Annotated in this window: 13 protein-coding genes and 1 pseudogene; 12 read left to right on the forward strand and 2 right to left on the reverse strand. The window is 38.8% G+C overall.

Translation table 11 applies throughout. From position 1 onward, the window contains the following. The first annotated feature begins 279 nt into the window (after positions 1 to 279). From fabG to ACRD69_RS14735, 4 genes are all read left to right on the forward strand, one after another. Positions 280 to 1,026 (forward strand): 3-oxoacyl-[acyl-carrier-protein] reductase, encoded by a 747-nt coding sequence (gene fabG, locus ACRD69_RS14720; RefSeq protein WP_430815865.1) that lies wholly within the window; start codon positions 280 to 282, stop codon positions 1,024 to 1,026. 165 nt (positions 1,027 to 1,191) lie between these two features. Next, entirely contained in the window at positions 1,192 to 2,235 is a 1,044-nt protein-coding gene (locus tag ACRD69_RS14725; RefSeq protein WP_430815866.1) for a DUF6340 family protein, read from the forward strand. 220 nt (positions 2,236 to 2,455) lie between these two features. Then, positions 2,456 to 3,856: a D-alanyl-D-alanine carboxypeptidase/D-alanyl-D-alanine endopeptidase gene (dacB, locus tag ACRD69_RS14730; RefSeq protein WP_430815867.1), complete on the forward strand. Its 1,401-nt coding sequence runs from the start codon at positions 2,456 to 2,458 to the stop codon at positions 3,854 to 3,856. A 27-nt stretch (positions 3,857 to 3,883) separates the two neighbouring features. Then, positions 3,884 to 5,026 (forward strand): DUF819 family protein, encoded by a 1,143-nt coding sequence (locus tag ACRD69_RS14735; protein ID WP_430815868.1) that lies wholly within the window; start codon positions 3,884 to 3,886, stop codon positions 5,024 to 5,026. Positions 5,027 to 5,056: 30 nt separating this feature from the next. On the opposite strand, the gene omp85 is transcribed toward ACRD69_RS14735, so the two are convergent. Next, positions 5,057 to 6,394: an Omp85 family outer membrane protein gene (gene omp85 / locus ACRD69_RS14740; RefSeq protein WP_430815869.1), complete on the reverse strand. Its 1,338-nt coding sequence runs from the start codon at positions 6,392 to 6,394 to the stop codon at positions 5,057 to 5,059. 106 nt (positions 6,395 to 6,500) lie between these two features. Next, complete coding sequence (locus ACRD69_RS14745) at positions 6,501 to 7,406, reverse strand: YitT family protein (RefSeq protein WP_430815870.1); 906 nt, start codon at positions 7,404 to 7,406, stop codon at positions 6,501 to 6,503. 197 nt (positions 7,407 to 7,603) lie between these two features. Here ACRD69_RS14745 and ACRD69_RS14750 point away from each other — a divergent pair, with 197 nt between their 5' ends. The 8 genes and pseudogenes from ACRD69_RS14750 to ACRD69_RS14785 all read left to right on the forward strand — a co-directional run bounded on the left by ACRD69_RS14750 (position 7,604) and on the right by ACRD69_RS14785 (position 14,750). After that, the gene (locus tag ACRD69_RS14750) at positions 7,604 to 8,380 is read left to right on the forward strand and encodes an amidohydrolase (RefSeq protein ID WP_430815871.1); all 777 of its coding nucleotides are present in this window, start codon (positions 7,604 to 7,606) and stop codon (positions 8,378 to 8,380) included. Between the two features lie 94 nt (positions 8,381 to 8,474). Beyond that, positions 8,475 to 8,708 carry a hypothetical protein gene (locus ACRD69_RS14755; RefSeq protein WP_430815872.1) on the forward strand — a complete coding sequence of 78 codons (234 nt, stop codon included), beginning with the start codon at positions 8,475 to 8,477 and terminating at the stop codon, positions 8,706 to 8,708. 134 nt (positions 8,709 to 8,842) lie between these two features. Then, positions 8,843 to 9,472, forward strand: a complete 630-nt coding sequence (locus ACRD69_RS14760) for an energy transducer TonB (protein WP_430815873.1) — start codon at positions 8,843 to 8,845, stop codon at positions 9,470 to 9,472. A gap of 907 nt (positions 9,473 to 10,379) precedes the next feature. After that, complete coding sequence (pta, locus tag ACRD69_RS14765) at positions 10,380 to 11,384, forward strand: phosphate acetyltransferase (protein ID WP_430815874.1); 1,005 nt, start codon at positions 10,380 to 10,382, stop codon at positions 11,382 to 11,384. Positions 11,385 to 11,467: 83 nt separating this feature from the next. Beyond that, a pseudogene (locus ACRD69_RS14770) lies at positions 11,468 to 12,088 on the forward strand (3-hydroxyacyl-CoA dehydrogenase family protein); the annotation flags it as partial. A 21-nt stretch (positions 12,089 to 12,109) separates the two neighbouring features. Further along, the gene (locus tag ACRD69_RS14775) at positions 12,110 to 12,451 is read left to right on the forward strand and encodes a 3-hydroxyacyl-CoA dehydrogenase family protein (protein ID WP_430815927.1); all 342 of its coding nucleotides are present in this window, start codon (positions 12,110 to 12,112) and stop codon (positions 12,449 to 12,451) included. A 59-nt stretch (positions 12,452 to 12,510) separates the two neighbouring features. Continuing rightward, on the forward strand, positions 12,511 to 13,728 hold the full coding sequence (locus ACRD69_RS14780) for an acetate kinase (protein ID WP_430815875.1): 1,218 nt from the start codon (positions 12,511 to 12,513) through the stop codon (positions 13,726 to 13,728). A gap of 125 nt (positions 13,729 to 13,853) precedes the next feature. Next, the gene (locus ACRD69_RS14785; RefSeq protein WP_430815876.1) at positions 13,854 to 14,750 is read left to right on the forward strand and encodes a bifunctional enoyl-CoA hydratase/phosphate acetyltransferase; all 897 of its coding nucleotides are present in this window, start codon (positions 13,854 to 13,856) and stop codon (positions 14,748 to 14,750) included. The last annotated feature ends 74 nt before the right edge of the window (positions 14,751 to 14,824 follow it).

Here is a 14,824-nt window from a genome sequence, read left to right on the forward strand (position 1 = left end):
GTCGTAATTAACAGTTAAAGAATGGTCAAGTCAGTTGTTTTAAGGTGTAAGTTTGTTTAGTCCATTGTTTCAGACATCCGTCTCCATTGTGTTTGGAGCGTAAATGTGCATTTCAACAAAAAAAATAGCGAAAAGCTAAGAATTGTTCTATTTTTGTCGGGTTAAGTTTGAAACAGATAGTTGAGGAGTGGCTTAACTATAAATTTAACGCACTATTTTTTTGTAATGATGAGCAGGTCATTGAAAACAAGGCTCGTCAAAACTTATAAATAAAACAATATGAAGTTACTAGAAGGAAAAACAGCCATTGTAACTGGTGCTGCACGAGGCATTGGTAAGGCTATTGCTATTCGTTTTGCACAGGAAGGTTGTAATGTTGCATTTACTGACTTAGTAATTAACGAGGCAGCAGAAGAAACTCAAAAAGAACTTGAAGCATTTGGTGTAAAAGCTAAGGGATATGCTTCTGATGCCAGTAATTTTGAAGACACGCAAAAAGTAGTAGCTGAAATCGCTAAAGATTTTGACTCTATCGATATTTTGATCAACAACGCCGGTATCACAAAAGATACTTTGTTGATGCGTATGACTGAAGATCAGTGGGACGCTGTTATCAATGTGAACTTAAAATCAGTGTTTAACTTCACTAAAGCTGTTCAGCCAACCATGTTGCGTCAGCGTTCAGGCTCTATCGTTAACATGAGCTCTGTGGTAGGTGTAAGTGGTAATGCTGGTCAGGCAAACTACTCAGCTTCAAAAGCTGGAATGATTGGATTTACCAAGTCAATTGCTAAGGAATTAGGATCACGTGGTATTCGCTCCAATGCAATTGCTCCAGGTTTTATCATCACTGAAATGACTGGTAAATTGCCAGAGGATGTAAAGAAAGACTGGGAACAAAAAATTCCTTTGAAACGCGGTGGTACACCAGAAGATGTGGCTAATATCTGTGTATTCTTAGGTTCTGATTTGTCTGCTTATGTTAGTGGTCAGACTATCCATGTTTGTGGTGGTATGAATATGTAAGAGTTTCAAATTATATTGACAGAAGGGTGGTTTTTTAACCACCCTTTTTTATTTTTATAGAAAATTACATTTGGCACTAAATTTGTTAACAGAAGTTAAGCTTCCGGGCATTTTTATTTAATAAAGATGTTATGAAGTTCTTGAACCGAACACTCTAAAATTCATATGATTAAAAAAGTCCCAATTTATTTTCTGTATCTATTGATACTGGTGTCATGTAAACCATTTGAACTGATGCGCTATGACGTTCTTCGTCCTGCTACGTATACGATACCATTAGAAATAAAGTCCATTGTAATTGTCGACAATGCTTATCCTTATAATCCTGATAATGCCCATTTGGCTACCGTATTGGGAGATGAGGTGCGTTTGGATACCATCAGGGTAGATACCTTTTCAACTGTTATTATCAACCAACTCCAGCAAGAGTTGGATTTTCGCCGTTTTTTTGATACTGTATATGTTGATACGCTGAAGTATAATTCGGTTGAAAATGACTCTCCAATAAGAAGGCTAACACATAATCAGATTATTGATATCTGTAATAAGTACAATGTTGATGCTGTTTTGTCACTTGATGCCGCCATGTATAATACGAAAATTAAAGTTGAGGACATGGAGGTGGAATATTTTGCTACAATGGATATTTCAGGTTTTGTTTACTGGAATTTTTTCGATGGGTATTCAACAGAACCACTTTTTTCAAGCTCTCAAAATGATACATTGTACTGGAGTGGTGTTGGGGCCGATGTAAATGGCTCGGTAAGTATGTTTCCAGGTATAAAAGAAGCGACCATTGAGGTCGGGCATTACATGGGAGAAATGTTTGCCGATGAGATGGTCCCTTACTGGGAGCCTGTTGTAAGAAAACTCTATATTACAGGTAATCCACACTTTGTCAATGCAGCTGAGTGGTTAAGTAAAGATAATCGCTATGAAGCTGAGAAACTATGGGGTTATATATACCAGCATGGTAATTCGCGTGAGAAAGGAAAGGCAGCTAACAATATTGCTGTTTCAATGGAGGTCAGGGGTGATTTAGAACTTGCCATGGAATGGGCCTATAAGAGTTATGATGCCTTTAATACCAAAGGGGTGGTTGGAACAAGTGAGGAAAGCAGAACAGCTAAACAGTTGTATGTTGATATGGTCAGGCGATACCGGGATAAAAAGCGCCTGGATGAACAGGTTGGTACTGTAACAGAGTAATTTATTAATTGATAAAGTGAGTCACTCAACGGTTTATTAGTGTGTTACGTGGTTCATTAATTCATTTTGCTTTAACCGTATGGTGGGTTAATACCAGGCACAACTTTATACATGATCCACTTGATGTCTTTATTGTTTAATGGAGAGATAGGTAGTATATTGCGTTCTGTTAAATCACCTCATTCCACTTATAGGACTAATCTTTTAAAAAAATTGTAACGTGAAATTACTTGTCGTTATCCTTGCAGGCATATTGTATAGTTGCAGCTTGTCATCTCAGCAATCCAATGAAAAAAATACAGATTCTTATTCCCTGGACATAAGCCAGTATGGCGCTGTGTCGGTTTTAGCTGTTGACATTGAATCAAATGAAGTAATTGTTGAGCTTCATCCAGCACAGCGAATGACACCTGCTTCGTTAACCAAGGTTATTACAACAGGGGCTGCATTGGGTGTTCTGGAATCGGATTTTAGGTTTGAGACACAATTTTTCATTAAAGATAATGAGTTGATTGTAAAAGGGAAGGGAGATCCTACTCTTGGTTCTGACCGTTTTGATGAGACGCAGGCGCAGCATGTTTTTAATAAGCTGTTAATGGCTATGCAGGCAAGTGGAATATCATCTATAGATAAAATTGTAGTTGATAACTCATTTTTCTCAGGCATTCGTTTGCCCTCTAAGCGCCTTTGGGAAGATATTGGTAATTATTACGGGGCTGTTCCCAATGCATTGACATATAAAGAAAACACTTTTTACCTGACCATGAAGTCACCCAAAGGAGTTGGTTTGCCGGTTGAGATAGTAAAGACAGAACCGGAAGTTGATGTTCACCTGAATTGCCTGGTTAAAACAGCTGATAACAATAAGGATAGTGCCTATATCTATGGGTATTATCAGGCTGATCAATGGTATGTTAGTGGTTCTATTCCGCAAGACAGGCAGGAGTTCACGATAAAAGGAGCACTGCCAAAACCAGAGATCACACTTGCCGATGAATTAAAGTTGTATTTAAATAATAATGGTATAGCGGTTAAGGGAATTGAAGCTGCTGAGGTAACAATGTCTGAAAAAGCAGAGCCTATACTGGTGCATTACTCACCTGCTCTGAAAGATATAATCGCTGTTGTAAATAAGACAAGTCACAACCTTTTTGCCGATCATCTGATGTATCAGATGGCTCTGCAGTTATATGGGAAAGCCGATTGGGATCGTGGTGTTAAAAGTTTGCATGAATATTGGGGTGAGGCCATTCCCGGATTCACCGGCCGGTTTTTTGACGGTAGCGGGTTATCACCCTTTAATGCCTTTAGTGCACATGATATGGTGCAGGTGTTGAGTTATATAAATGCCACCGAAGAAGGGGAGGTATTTAAGGAAACATTATCTGTAGCTGGGGTTGATGGCACCTTGAGAAGTATTTTAAAAGAGGACGAGTTTAAAGGTAAACTCATTGGAAAAAGCGGGTCGTTAAACGGAGTACTTTGCTATTGTGGTTATATATCAACCAAAGGAGGCAAAACAATCGCTTTTTGTATGATGGGGAACCGTTTTACGGAAACGTATAAAGAGGTCAGATACCAGATGGAGCAGTTGATGAAAGAAATTATTGTGCAGAATTAGACTGAAGTCGGATTAATAATAGCAAGAATGATTAGTGTTGCTGTAGTTATAATGTATGTAGGCTTGCCCGGCATAGTACTATATTTGTGTAACAGGTTTTCGTTTCTTAATAAGATAGGCTCTATAGTACTGGCTTATGCCATAGGCTTGTTACTGGGATTGTGTGGTTTGTCAGATGACCGGTTTTATCAGATTCAGGAAGTTATTATGTCGGTCACCGTTCCCCTGGCTATACCTTTATTGCTGTTTTCTTCCAATGTGAAGGAATGGAAAAAACTGGCTGTTCAGCCTTTGTATTCCTTATTGTTTGCCCTGCTGGCCGTGTTTGTAGCCGTTGTGTCTGGCTTTGTTCTGTTTGAAGGCAGCGAAGTAGAAGATTTTAATATAGTGGGAGGATTGCTGGTGGGTATATACTCAGGAGGTACACCTAACCTGGCATCGTTAAAAATGATGTTGGATGTAAAGGAAGAAATTTACCTGGCGGTGCATTCATACGATATGCTTATTGGTGCCGTCTACCTGTTCTTTTTGATGGGAGCGGGTCAAAGGGTATTTCAGTTGATACTTCCACAATTCAAAAATGCAGAGGAGGGTATTGTGGAAAAGCAAGTTGATAAAGGTTTGTCAGCATTGCTTAAGGTGCCAGATCAGCGCAAAAGACTGCTGCTTATACTGTTTGTCAGCCTGGCTATTGTAGCCCTTGCAGGTGGCGTCATGTTAATATTACCTCAAACTGTTAAGATGGTCTCCTTTATTTTTCTGATAACAGCCGGAGGTATCTGGGGGTCATCAAATAAATGGATCAGCGAAACGAAAGGATCGTTTGATCTGGGGATGTACCTGATTCTAATATTTAGTTTGGTGGTTGCATCAAAGGTGCAAGTCGATACACTAAGTAACATTAATCCATCTCTTTTCGCCTATATCACTTTTGTGGTATTTGTCAGTTTGATAGTTCATGTGCTATTGTCACGTTTTCGCCGGATTGATGCCGATACAGTTATTATAACTTCAGCGGCATTAATATGCAGTCCGCCCTTTGTTCCCGTTGTGGCAGGTGCATTGCGTAATCGAGCGGTGATTGTGCCTGGATTAACGATCGGGCTTATTGGTTATGCCCTCGGCAATTACATGGGATTGTTAATGGCTTTGCTATTGAGCCTTTTCTGATTAAAGTACACGCGTTGATTGAGTCCGGGATTAAAACAAATAGTTTAAAGTAATATAGAGACCTGAGGTGCCGTCCTGTTTGCTGACAGCAATACCATAATCAGCCGAAAGCACAAAGTTCTCGTTTAGAGCAGCTTTTAATCCCATTCCGTAACTGATATGCGGGCGGTCGTTGGTGTCGTTAAAGTATAGGTCATATTCATCTGCCGGCACCATTGATTTATCTATTTTATAATCCTGTGTTATCAGTCCCATATCAGCAAAGTAATTGGTGCCGAGGTAAAAATCCTGCTTAAAAAGTTTTGTGCGCCACATTTTCCATCGAAACTCCAGGTTGGTCAGTAAACTGCCGTTTCCAACGATGCGGTTGCGGTTTATGCCTCGAAGTGTTTTTGAGCCGCCAAGACCTTGCGATGTGGCCGATGTCAATATACTTGTTGACATATGTGGCAACAGGTAGAAGGGAATGGTGCCTGATAATTTATGCTGGTAGCCAATGCGGTATACAAATGTGAGGTTTCGGCTTTTATTCAGTGCAAAGTATTGTCGATGAAACAAATTCAGTCGTGTGTAACTATCCGTCTGGCTCGACAGGAAAGATGGCATGTGTGCAACAAATAGTTCTGTCCAGATACCTTTGGTTGCATTGGCTGTAATGTCTCTTGTGTCGTATGATAAGCCCAGCTTTAAATAAGCATGCCGGCCACCTTCTGCTTCATCTTCATCTATTATATTCCAGTCGAGGTACTTATCGTATATGCCATCGATTTCAGGCAGCTTTTCATCATCATCTTTGCGTTTGTTCAAGCGGTCAATATCAACCGATCCAATGGTAAAGTCAAAATAGACTAACCCCGCCATCCATTCCCACTCGGGCTTATTGGTATTGAGATGTCCCTTGAAATTGGTCATGATACGAAACATTTCCCGGTGGTGCCTGTAGAAAACACTTGATTTATAATGTGGTGATGAGTCATCTTCCCAGTCCTGATTGTAAACAGCATCACGGCCGTTAAAACCATAAAAGTCCATGGCCAGATCTCTGAAATAAGTTATGTCTGCAGTAGTTCTGATGCCCGGAATAATAACGGGAGAGTCATAGTACAGTCTCATGAGGGTTGATCCTGCTGTGTACTCTGAATATTCCAGGTAAAGGGAGTGATTGTAGTCAGGGTAGTTGGAGCCGTCGCCATACCAGTATAAGTTTGTTAAGCCTCCGTATTGAAAACCAAGGTCAGCGCTGTAGGAGATAGCAGGTAGCAAACCAAAGGTAAACCCCTCTTTAATGTAGGTCGAATCTTTTTGAGAAAAAGAGGCGAAAGGTAAGGTGCAGAATAATATAAAGCAGAGTATTTTCTTCGGATTCATTGTTGGCGAATTAGTGGACTTCAAAGTTAATACCAAAAAGGCTAAATAAAAAGCTCATCCATTTACACGGATGAGCTTCGCTTAATTTGCCGGAAAGCTTAAGTATTTAAGCACTTTTTTCTTCAATCGATTTAAATCCTTCACCTATTATTTCAGAAGTTTCCATTACTGCCATAAAAGCAGTGGGATCAATGTTTTTTATCATGGCTTGTAAAGCTGAAACTTCACGTCGTGTTACCACGGTGAAAATAACACGCTTTTCATTGCCACTGTACATACCTTCGCCATTGAGGTAGGTGCCACCTCGCTCCAGGGTATTAAGTATTTTATCCTTAATAAGGGCATGCTTGTCCGAGACAATAACCAATGCCCTTTCATAATTCAGACCATCAATGGTAATGTCAATAACTTTACCGGTTATAAATATCACAATCCATGAGTATAAAGGAATTTTCCAGTCTTTAAATACAAGAAGTCCTATCAATACAATGATCGAATCGACAATAATCAAAAGCTGACCAACCGATATCTTAGTGAATTTTGCAAATATCATAGCAACGATATCTGAGCCTCCTGAAGTTGCTTTTGCCCTGAATATTAATCCCAGACCAAAGCCAATGACAATGCCCCCAAATACACAGGATAGTAATAGGTCATTGGCCAGTCCCAGGGGATCATTCTCGCCAATAAAATAGGTGAGGCCGTCCATGAAAACAGTTGTTAATACCATCCCGATAACTGTTTTAAGACCAAAGCGGGCCCCCAATATTTTAATACCCAATAGTGTGAGTGGAACGTTAAGGACCAGGCCAAAAGTTCCGACAGGAATGGCGGGAACCAGGTGGTGCACAACTATTCCAATACCGTATACGCCTCCCGGAACAATGTTGTATGGATTGATAAAAAACACAAAACCGGCAGCCAGTATGAATGCCCCGGTAATAATAAGCGCATAATCGAGAATTGTTCTCCTGGTGCTTTCACCGTAAAGTTGAGAAGCGATTTTAATCATTTTTGTAAATTGTAATGGTTGATTAATATGGTTGTTTGCTCATTTTTTTTTGGGAGGGCGCAAAATTAAACACTTTGTTGATATAAGAAAATAAAAATAACAAAAAGGATCATGGGGGTTTAAATATTAACAAATAGCGAATTGAGTATTTACCTGTGAAAAAGCTATAATTGCGGTAGAAATTAAAATATAGTATAATGGACTTAAAAGTTGCTGTTGTTCAGTTTGATATAATTTGGGAGGATACGGAAGCGAACTTATCGTATCTCACCAATCAGTTTGAAAAACTCGATGCGGATACTGATCTAGTGGTTTTGCCCGAAATGTTTCATTGTGGTTTCAGTATGTCCGCGCAAAAAAATGTGCAGGAAGATGGTGGTGATGTTTTGCAATGGATGCGCCAGATGTCGACCAGATATTCAATTGCTCTTATTGGTAGTGTAGTTGTTGGAACAGATGGAGGAGTAACAAATCGATTGTATGTAGTAGAAGGAGATAAGGTTGCAAGCTACGATAAGCGTCATTTGTTTACCATGGGTGGCGAGCATTTGTATTATCAAAAAGGCACTGAGCGAATAATTGTTGAGGTAAAAGGATGGAGGTTATGTCCGCTGATCTGCTATGATCTGAGGTTTCCGGTTTGGAGCAGGAATCAGGGTGAAGAATACGATGCGCTTATTTATGTTGCTAACTGGCCGGCAAGCAGGATTGATGTCTGGAATACCTTACTAAAAGCACGAGCCATTGAGAACCAATCATATGTTATTGGTGTTAATAGAATAGGAAAAGATAAATCACTGGAATATAATGGCAGCAGCCAGGTGATCGATGCGAGAGGGAATGCTTTAATGAACACAGGAGATAATAATGTTATTGCTTATGTTTTGTTAGATAAGGTTGAATTAGCGCGATTCAGATCAGTTTTTCCTGTATTAAAAGATGCCGACAGATATGAATTAAAAGTCAGTAATTAAGCCTTATGGGCTGCCTGTTAAGGCAAACTTGTATGAGGTGTTTTTTTGTTGTAACTTTATAATACTAGTGTAGAAAACAAATAAATATATTTATATGAAAATGTTTAGTGTATCAGTTCCTGATGATAAGATGAAATTTATGGCCGAGTTACTCGATAATCTAGGGATAAAATGGCAAATGGAATCAGGGCATGAGGGAAAAGCCATTCTTACAGAAGCTCCAAAGACCTATGAAGTGGATGAAGAATCAAGGAAGAAAGCAGCTAAGATAAGGGAAGAAAGTCTTAAGGATGTGATTAGTAAAATTGAAGCAATGCGCAAAAAATAGAAATTTAGTTTCTGTTATTTCTTTTGTGGTATAATTATTGTTTGTGATTATTGTGATTCCTATGCTGATTGATAGAGGTTAACAATGGTGTAAACCTTTTCGATTTGGAACATGATAACCTAAAATATACTGACATGAAAGCTTCTATTTTCTCACTGATTATTTTAATCACCACTATAATTGAAACTCCGGTATTTTCTCAGGATGAAGTTTCAGATTTAAATGTTTATACCACTGTTGATAAGATGCCGCGTCTCAAAGGTGCCGGAAAAGATCTAAGCTCATATTTGTTTAAACAGATTGATTATTCTGACGCTTACAAGTTACGAGGTATTGAAGGTGAAGTGTGGGTGAGTTTTGTTGTAACATCAAGGGGAGAGGTTGTGCAGGTTCAAATAGAAAAGGGTCTGGATGAGGAGCTCGATCAGGAAGTTATTCAGGTTGTAAAGAATACAAGCAAGTGGAAGCCGGGAGAGTTAAATAAGGATAAGGTCAATACGCAAATGCGAGTGCCGGTTCAATTTACATTATCTAGCAGCGAAAGGCGAATGGCTAAGCAAATAAAGGCCCTGGATGAACAAGGGAAAAGGCCTTTGTTTGTACTTGATAATAAGCTGATAGACGGACTGGTGCAAATCAATGACTACGATGTGGAATCCATCCGGATTATTAAAGGAGATAAAGCTATTAAGCTGTATGGCGACAGAGCCAAAAACGGTGTAGTAGTGATTACGTCAAAACGAGGTACTCCGCCTTTATATTAAACGATCAATTACCAATCTTACATATTTAAATTTTCATTGTTGTATTGGCATCACTGTTAATGGTGTGTGCAAGGTATGACGTTTAAAATTGTGCATTTCAATTTTCATCACTAAGGTATGCCTCATTGCTGTTGCTATATACTACAATTAGGCAAATGTTATCTATTTATCATAGCATACCAGGCATGTAAACTCTGTGTGACAATTCCCAATTGTCAACGATAATGCCTGTAGGGTTGTGGAACAAATAGAGGTTTCCTTCCTCCTTGGATATCTTCAAACCAGGGGCATGAGCAGATTTGTAAATAAGGAGTTTTATCAATAAGCAAATGTTACTTAAATTTTAAGAAATCCCTTTAGAGGCATCTTTTTGGAATTAATGCAGTATTGCTGATGATTTTTTTTCATTAAAACGATAAAAACTCTTTTCTTTGTAGTCTCCTTCAAGAAATGGTTTAGCTAATGAGTCCAAATCAAGTGAAAAAATTAAAAGTTCGTCATTTAATATGAATATTAATGATCGTTTTCGAAGTGACTTTTAAAAGTTCGTTGATTTTACAGAAGTGTATTAAGCCATGAATAATCAAAGTATAATTGTTCTGAGACATGTTTGCAATGTCGTATGATTATTTCCTTCTTAAGTTAAGAACGAATGGAATAGGTCGTGATTGCTTACTATTTGTAAGTAAGGTTAGGTTGTGATAGTATAAAATGGGCTGATTATATTGAAATATAGCATATAAAAGGGGTGTTGAATAATAAATTGAAAGCAACGGAAAAGACAATGAAGTTTGGTCGCTGTTTTCTGTTTTTAAACATCTTAAATAAATGATAAAAGACATGTAAATAATGCGAATTTCACCGTAGATTTGCAGCAAATTGTTAATTATAACTTTTAGAGACAAAAATGGAATTTATTGAACAACTTAAGCAGAGGGCAAGCGAAAACAAAAAACGTATCGTTTTGCCTGAAGGTTTAGAAGAACGTACGCTTCGTGCGGCTAACACTATTTTAACTGAAGGTTTTGCAGAAGTTATCCTTATCGGTAATCCTGATAAAGTGAAAGAAGAAGCAGCTAACTTTGGTTTAGATAATATTAGTAAAGCAACAGTTGTTGACCCGGAAAGCCATGAGAAAATGGATGCGTATGCTGACATGATGGTTGAAATCAGAAAAAACAAAGGGCTTACCAAGGAAGAAGCACTTAAGTTGATTAAGAATCCATTGTTTTTAGCTGTTATGATGATTAAAGCTGGTGATGCTGATGGAGAAGTCGCTGGTGCAGATAACGCAACAGGTGATGTATTGCGTCCTGCATTTCAGTATGTAAAAACAGCTCCTGGTATTAGTGTTGTTTCTGGTGCATTTATCATGATTTTAAAAGATAAGCACTTTGGTGAAGATGGAATGATGGTATTTGCTGATTGTGCAGTTCATCCAAATCCAACAGCCGAAGAGTTAGCTGAAATAGCTGTGGCAACTGGTCGCACAACTCGCGCCATTGCAGGTTTTGAACCTAAGATTGCCATGTTAAGCTTTTCTACCAAGGGATCAGCTAAGCACGAAATGGTTGATAAGGTTGCAAACGCAACCAAGCTGGCGAAAGAAATGGCACCAGATTTAAAAATTGAAGGTGAAATTCAATCCGATGCTGCTATTATTCCTGAAATTGGTCAGAAAAAAGCGCCAGGTTCAGAAATTGCAGGGCACGCCAATGTATTAGTATTCCCAACATTGGAGACAGGAAATATTGCATATAAGTTAGTTCAGCGCATGGCGAAGGCCGAAGCTATTGGTCCTGTATTACAGGGAATGGCTGCGCCGATCAATGACTTGTCACGAGGCTGTTCGGTAAGCGATATTGTTAACCTGGTTGCTATTACTGCAAATCAGGCAGCAGGTAATATGTAATAAACTAAGCCGGTGTATGCCGGCTTTTTGTTTTGAGTGCAGATACTTAAGTATAAAAACCATTAGGAATAAAAACAGATTAAATGGCTGAAATTCTTGTAGAACCTATTGAGCAGTACTCATTAGGTCAAAAGAAAAAAGGGAAAACATTGTTTTCTAAAGTTGGTGTTGTAGGATGTGGAAAAGAAGGGCAGAATATTGCCCGCATCGCCAGCTGGCATGGAATGGAAGTTGTTTTCATTGAGCTTAACGAGGAGAAAATCTCACAAGCGATTGAAAACATAGGAAAAGAATTAGATAGCAGAATTGAAAACTGGGGATTGACCGGTAGTGAAAAACGTGCTATCATGAGTCGTATTAAAGGCTCAACGAGCTTTAATGATTTAGCTGATTGTGACTTTGTCATTGAAGCCATCAGGGCTGATGAGAAAACAGGCTTACGTAGCATTGACGCGCGTAAAGAAGTTTTTAGAAAAGTAGAGGAGGTAGTTAGTCGTGACGCAATTATTGCAACCAATGCAACAACAATTGTTGTAACAGAGTTGGCTTCAGAATTACAGTTCCGTGAGCGTTGTGCAAGCCTGCACTTTTTCGTTACTTCACCTGAAGCTCGAATTATTGAGGTTGTTAAAGGTCTTTATACATCAGATGAGGTATATGAGCGTGTATGTACGTTCGTTAAATTAATTAATCGCGATGTTATTCCGGTTGAGGAATCGGCAGGTATTGTAAGTGTTCGTTTGTATGTAACCCTTTTAAATGAAGCTTGTGCTACATTAATGGAAGGTGTTGCCACTATGCGTAACATTGACAAAACAATGGAAATAGGATTAGGTATGCGCCTTGGTCCTTTCAAAGCTGCTGATGTTATTGGTTTAGATAAAGTGGTTCGTTGGATGGAGAATCTTCATGAAGAGTTTGGAAATCAAAAATTTGCTCCATCTCCATTGATTCGCCGTTTAGTTAGGGCAAAACGATTAGGTAGTCATGTTGGTGTTGGTTTCTATCGCTATGATCAGGATGGAAACATCTTAGATGATGATACTATTCTTGGCAAAAAAGCCTAATCAAGATTTGAAGCATTAACGAACCAGGTGATGTAAGCATCATCAAAAAGAAATTTAAAATGAAAATTTTAGTATTGAACTGCGGAAGTTCATCAATTAAATATCAACTGTTCAACATGGTCAATAATGACTGGGGTGTGTTGGCAGCAGGTGTAGTGGAAAAAATCGGTCTGAAAGGTTCTTTCCTGAAGCACCAGAAAGAAGGTAACGAAAAGGTACTGCTTGAAGGTGAGATTCTTGATCACCAAACAGGTATCGACTATATTTTGGGCGTATTGGTTAGCGAGCGTCATGGATGTATCGAATCATTGGAAGAAATTGATGCAGTTGGTCATCGCGTTGTTCATGGTGGTGAGGAATTTAATTCAAGTGTATTTATTACCAATGATGTAGTACGTAAAATGGAGGAGTGTATTGATCTTGCCCCTCTGCACAACCCACCAAACTTAAAAGGTATTGAGGCAATTACTCAATTATTGCCAAGTGTACCACAGTGTGGTGTGTTTGATACAGCGTTCCACCAAACAATGCCAAAGGAAGCATATATGTATGCTATTCCTCAGTCATTGTACAAAAAATATGGTATTCGTCGATATGGATTCCACGGAACAAGTCATCGCTATGTTTCAAAGCGAGCTTGTGAGATACTGGGTGTTGATTATAAAACTCAGAAGATCATTTCTTGTCACTTAGGAAACGGAGCTTCTATTTGTGCCATTAAAAATGGTGAATCTGTTGATACTTCAATGGGTTTCACACCACTTGAAGGATTAGTAATGGGTACACGTGCCGGAGATCTTGACTTAGGTGCGGTAACATACATTATGGATAAAGAGTTAATAGGAACCCGATCAGCAAGTGTATTGTTCAATAAGCACAGTGGAATGCTTGGTTTGACAGGTATTTCATCAGATATGCGCGAAATTGAAAGTGCAGCAGCAGAAGGACACGACGGAGCAGTTTTAGGTCTTGAAATTTACGACTACCGAATCAAAAAATACATTGGTTCATATGCAGCTGCAATGGGTGGTGTTGATATTGTTGTATTTACCGGAGGTATTGGTGAAAATGGCGACGGAACACGTGCCGGTGTATGTAAAGGGCTTGAGTTTATGGGTGTTGAGGTTGACCCTGCTATTAACAAAGGCTTGCGTGGAGAAGAGATGGTAATTAGTCCTGAAGGCAACGATGTGAAAGTAATGGTTGTACCAACTAATGAAGAGTTGGTTATTGCCCAGGATACCAAAGAAATCGTTGAAGAATTAGCTAACCGCTAATTAGCAGCGAATAAGTTCACAGAATGCACTGGTTTTATGTAGTGATAAAATCAGTGCTTTCAGTTGAAAGCAAAAAATCCGAACGGATTTTAACAAGCTGACTAAATCTTTAGATTCAATATAAAATGTTTAAATCCTTATCTGATCTTCAAAAACTTATTGAAAAAAATAAGGTTAAGAAGAAGCTAGCTCTTGCTGTTTCGCAAGACTCACACTCATTAGAGGCTGTTTACACAGCTTTTAAAAATGGTATTATTGATCCCATTTTAATCGGTTCCCGCCCTGATACAGAGCGTATCATTGAGGAGAAAGGATTCGATTTTACCGGAGCTACATTTATTCATGAACCAGATGATGTAAAGTCGGTTGAATTAGCTGTGCGTATGGTGCACGATAATAAGGCTGATATCCTTATGAAAGGAAAAGTAGCTACTCCAACATTATTAAAAGGAGTGCTAAACAAAGAATGGGGACTGAGAACCGGAAGCTTATTATCACACTTTGCTTTGTTTGAGGTTGATACATACCATAAACTGATTGGCGTTACCGATGTTGCCATGAATATTGCTCCTAATTTAAAGGACAAAATCGGCATTGTGAATAACTCAGTTGGTTATATGAATAAGATGGGTATTGCTAAACCTAAAGTGGCAGTACTTGGTGCAATTGAGATGGTAAATGAAAGTATGGAGGCAACTCTTGATGCAGCTTTATTATCGAAGATGAACCAGCGCGACCAGATAAAAAACTGTATTATTGACGGACCCCTGGCGTTTGATAATGCTGTTAGCTTTGAAAGTGCTAAGCATAAAGGTATTAAGAGTGAGGTTGCAGGAGATACAGACCTTTTGCTGATGCCCGATATTGAAGTGGGTAACGTGTTATACAAAACCCTTGTTTTCTTTGCGAAGGCTAAAGTGGCTTCAGTTATTTTAGGAGCTTCAGCACCAATTGTTTTAACATCACGTAGTGATTCAGAAGAATCAAAATACAATAGTATTTTATTAGCCGCAATGGGTTAAATTGTTTATAGATAAAGAATTATTTGACAATTATTGCTATGTGCAACGCCCCCGGGGCTGAATGAGAATATAAT

The sequence above is a fragment of the Carboxylicivirga agarovorans genome (assembly GCF_050589845.1).
Taxonomy (GTDB): Bacteria; Bacteroidota; Bacteroidia; order Bacteroidales; family Marinilabiliaceae; genus Carboxylicivirga; species Carboxylicivirga agarovorans.

Excerpts from the sequence above, each read along its gene's own strand:
- ACRD69_RS14780 (WP_430815875.1), top strand. The coding sequence starts at position 12,511 with ATGAAAATTTTAGTATTGAACTGCGGAAGTTCATCAATTAAATATCAA.
- ACRD69_RS14750 (WP_430815871.1), top strand. The coding sequence starts at position 7,604 with ATGGACTTAAAAGTTGCTGTTGTTCAGTTTGATATAATTTGGGAGGAT.
- ACRD69_RS14785 (WP_430815876.1), top strand. The coding sequence starts at position 13,854 with ATGTTTAAATCCTTATCTGATCTTCAAAAACTTATTGAAAAAAATAAG.
- ACRD69_RS14755 (WP_430815872.1), top strand. The coding sequence starts at position 8,475 with ATGAAAATGTTTAGTGTATCAGTTCCTGATGATAAGATGAAATTTATG.
- fabG (WP_430815865.1), top strand. The coding sequence starts at position 280 with ATGAAGTTACTAGAAGGAAAAACAGCCATTGTAACTGGTGCTGCACGA.
- ACRD69_RS14745 (WP_430815870.1), bottom strand. The coding sequence starts at position 7,406 with ATGATTAAAATCGCTTCTCAACTTTACGGTGAAAGCACCAGGAGAACA.
- omp85 (WP_430815869.1), bottom strand. The coding sequence starts at position 6,394 with ATGAATCCGAAGAAAATACTCTGCTTTATATTATTCTGCACCTTACCT.
- ACRD69_RS14735 (WP_430815868.1), top strand. The coding sequence starts at position 3,884 with ATGATTAGTGTTGCTGTAGTTATAATGTATGTAGGCTTGCCCGGCATA.
- ACRD69_RS14760 (WP_430815873.1), top strand. The coding sequence starts at position 8,843 with ATGAAAGCTTCTATTTTCTCACTGATTATTTTAATCACCACTATAATT.
- pta (WP_430815874.1), top strand. The coding sequence starts at position 10,380 with ATGGAATTTATTGAACAACTTAAGCAGAGGGCAAGCGAAAACAAAAAA.
- ACRD69_RS14725 (WP_430815866.1), top strand. The coding sequence starts at position 1,192 with ATGATTAAAAAAGTCCCAATTTATTTTCTGTATCTATTGATACTGGTG.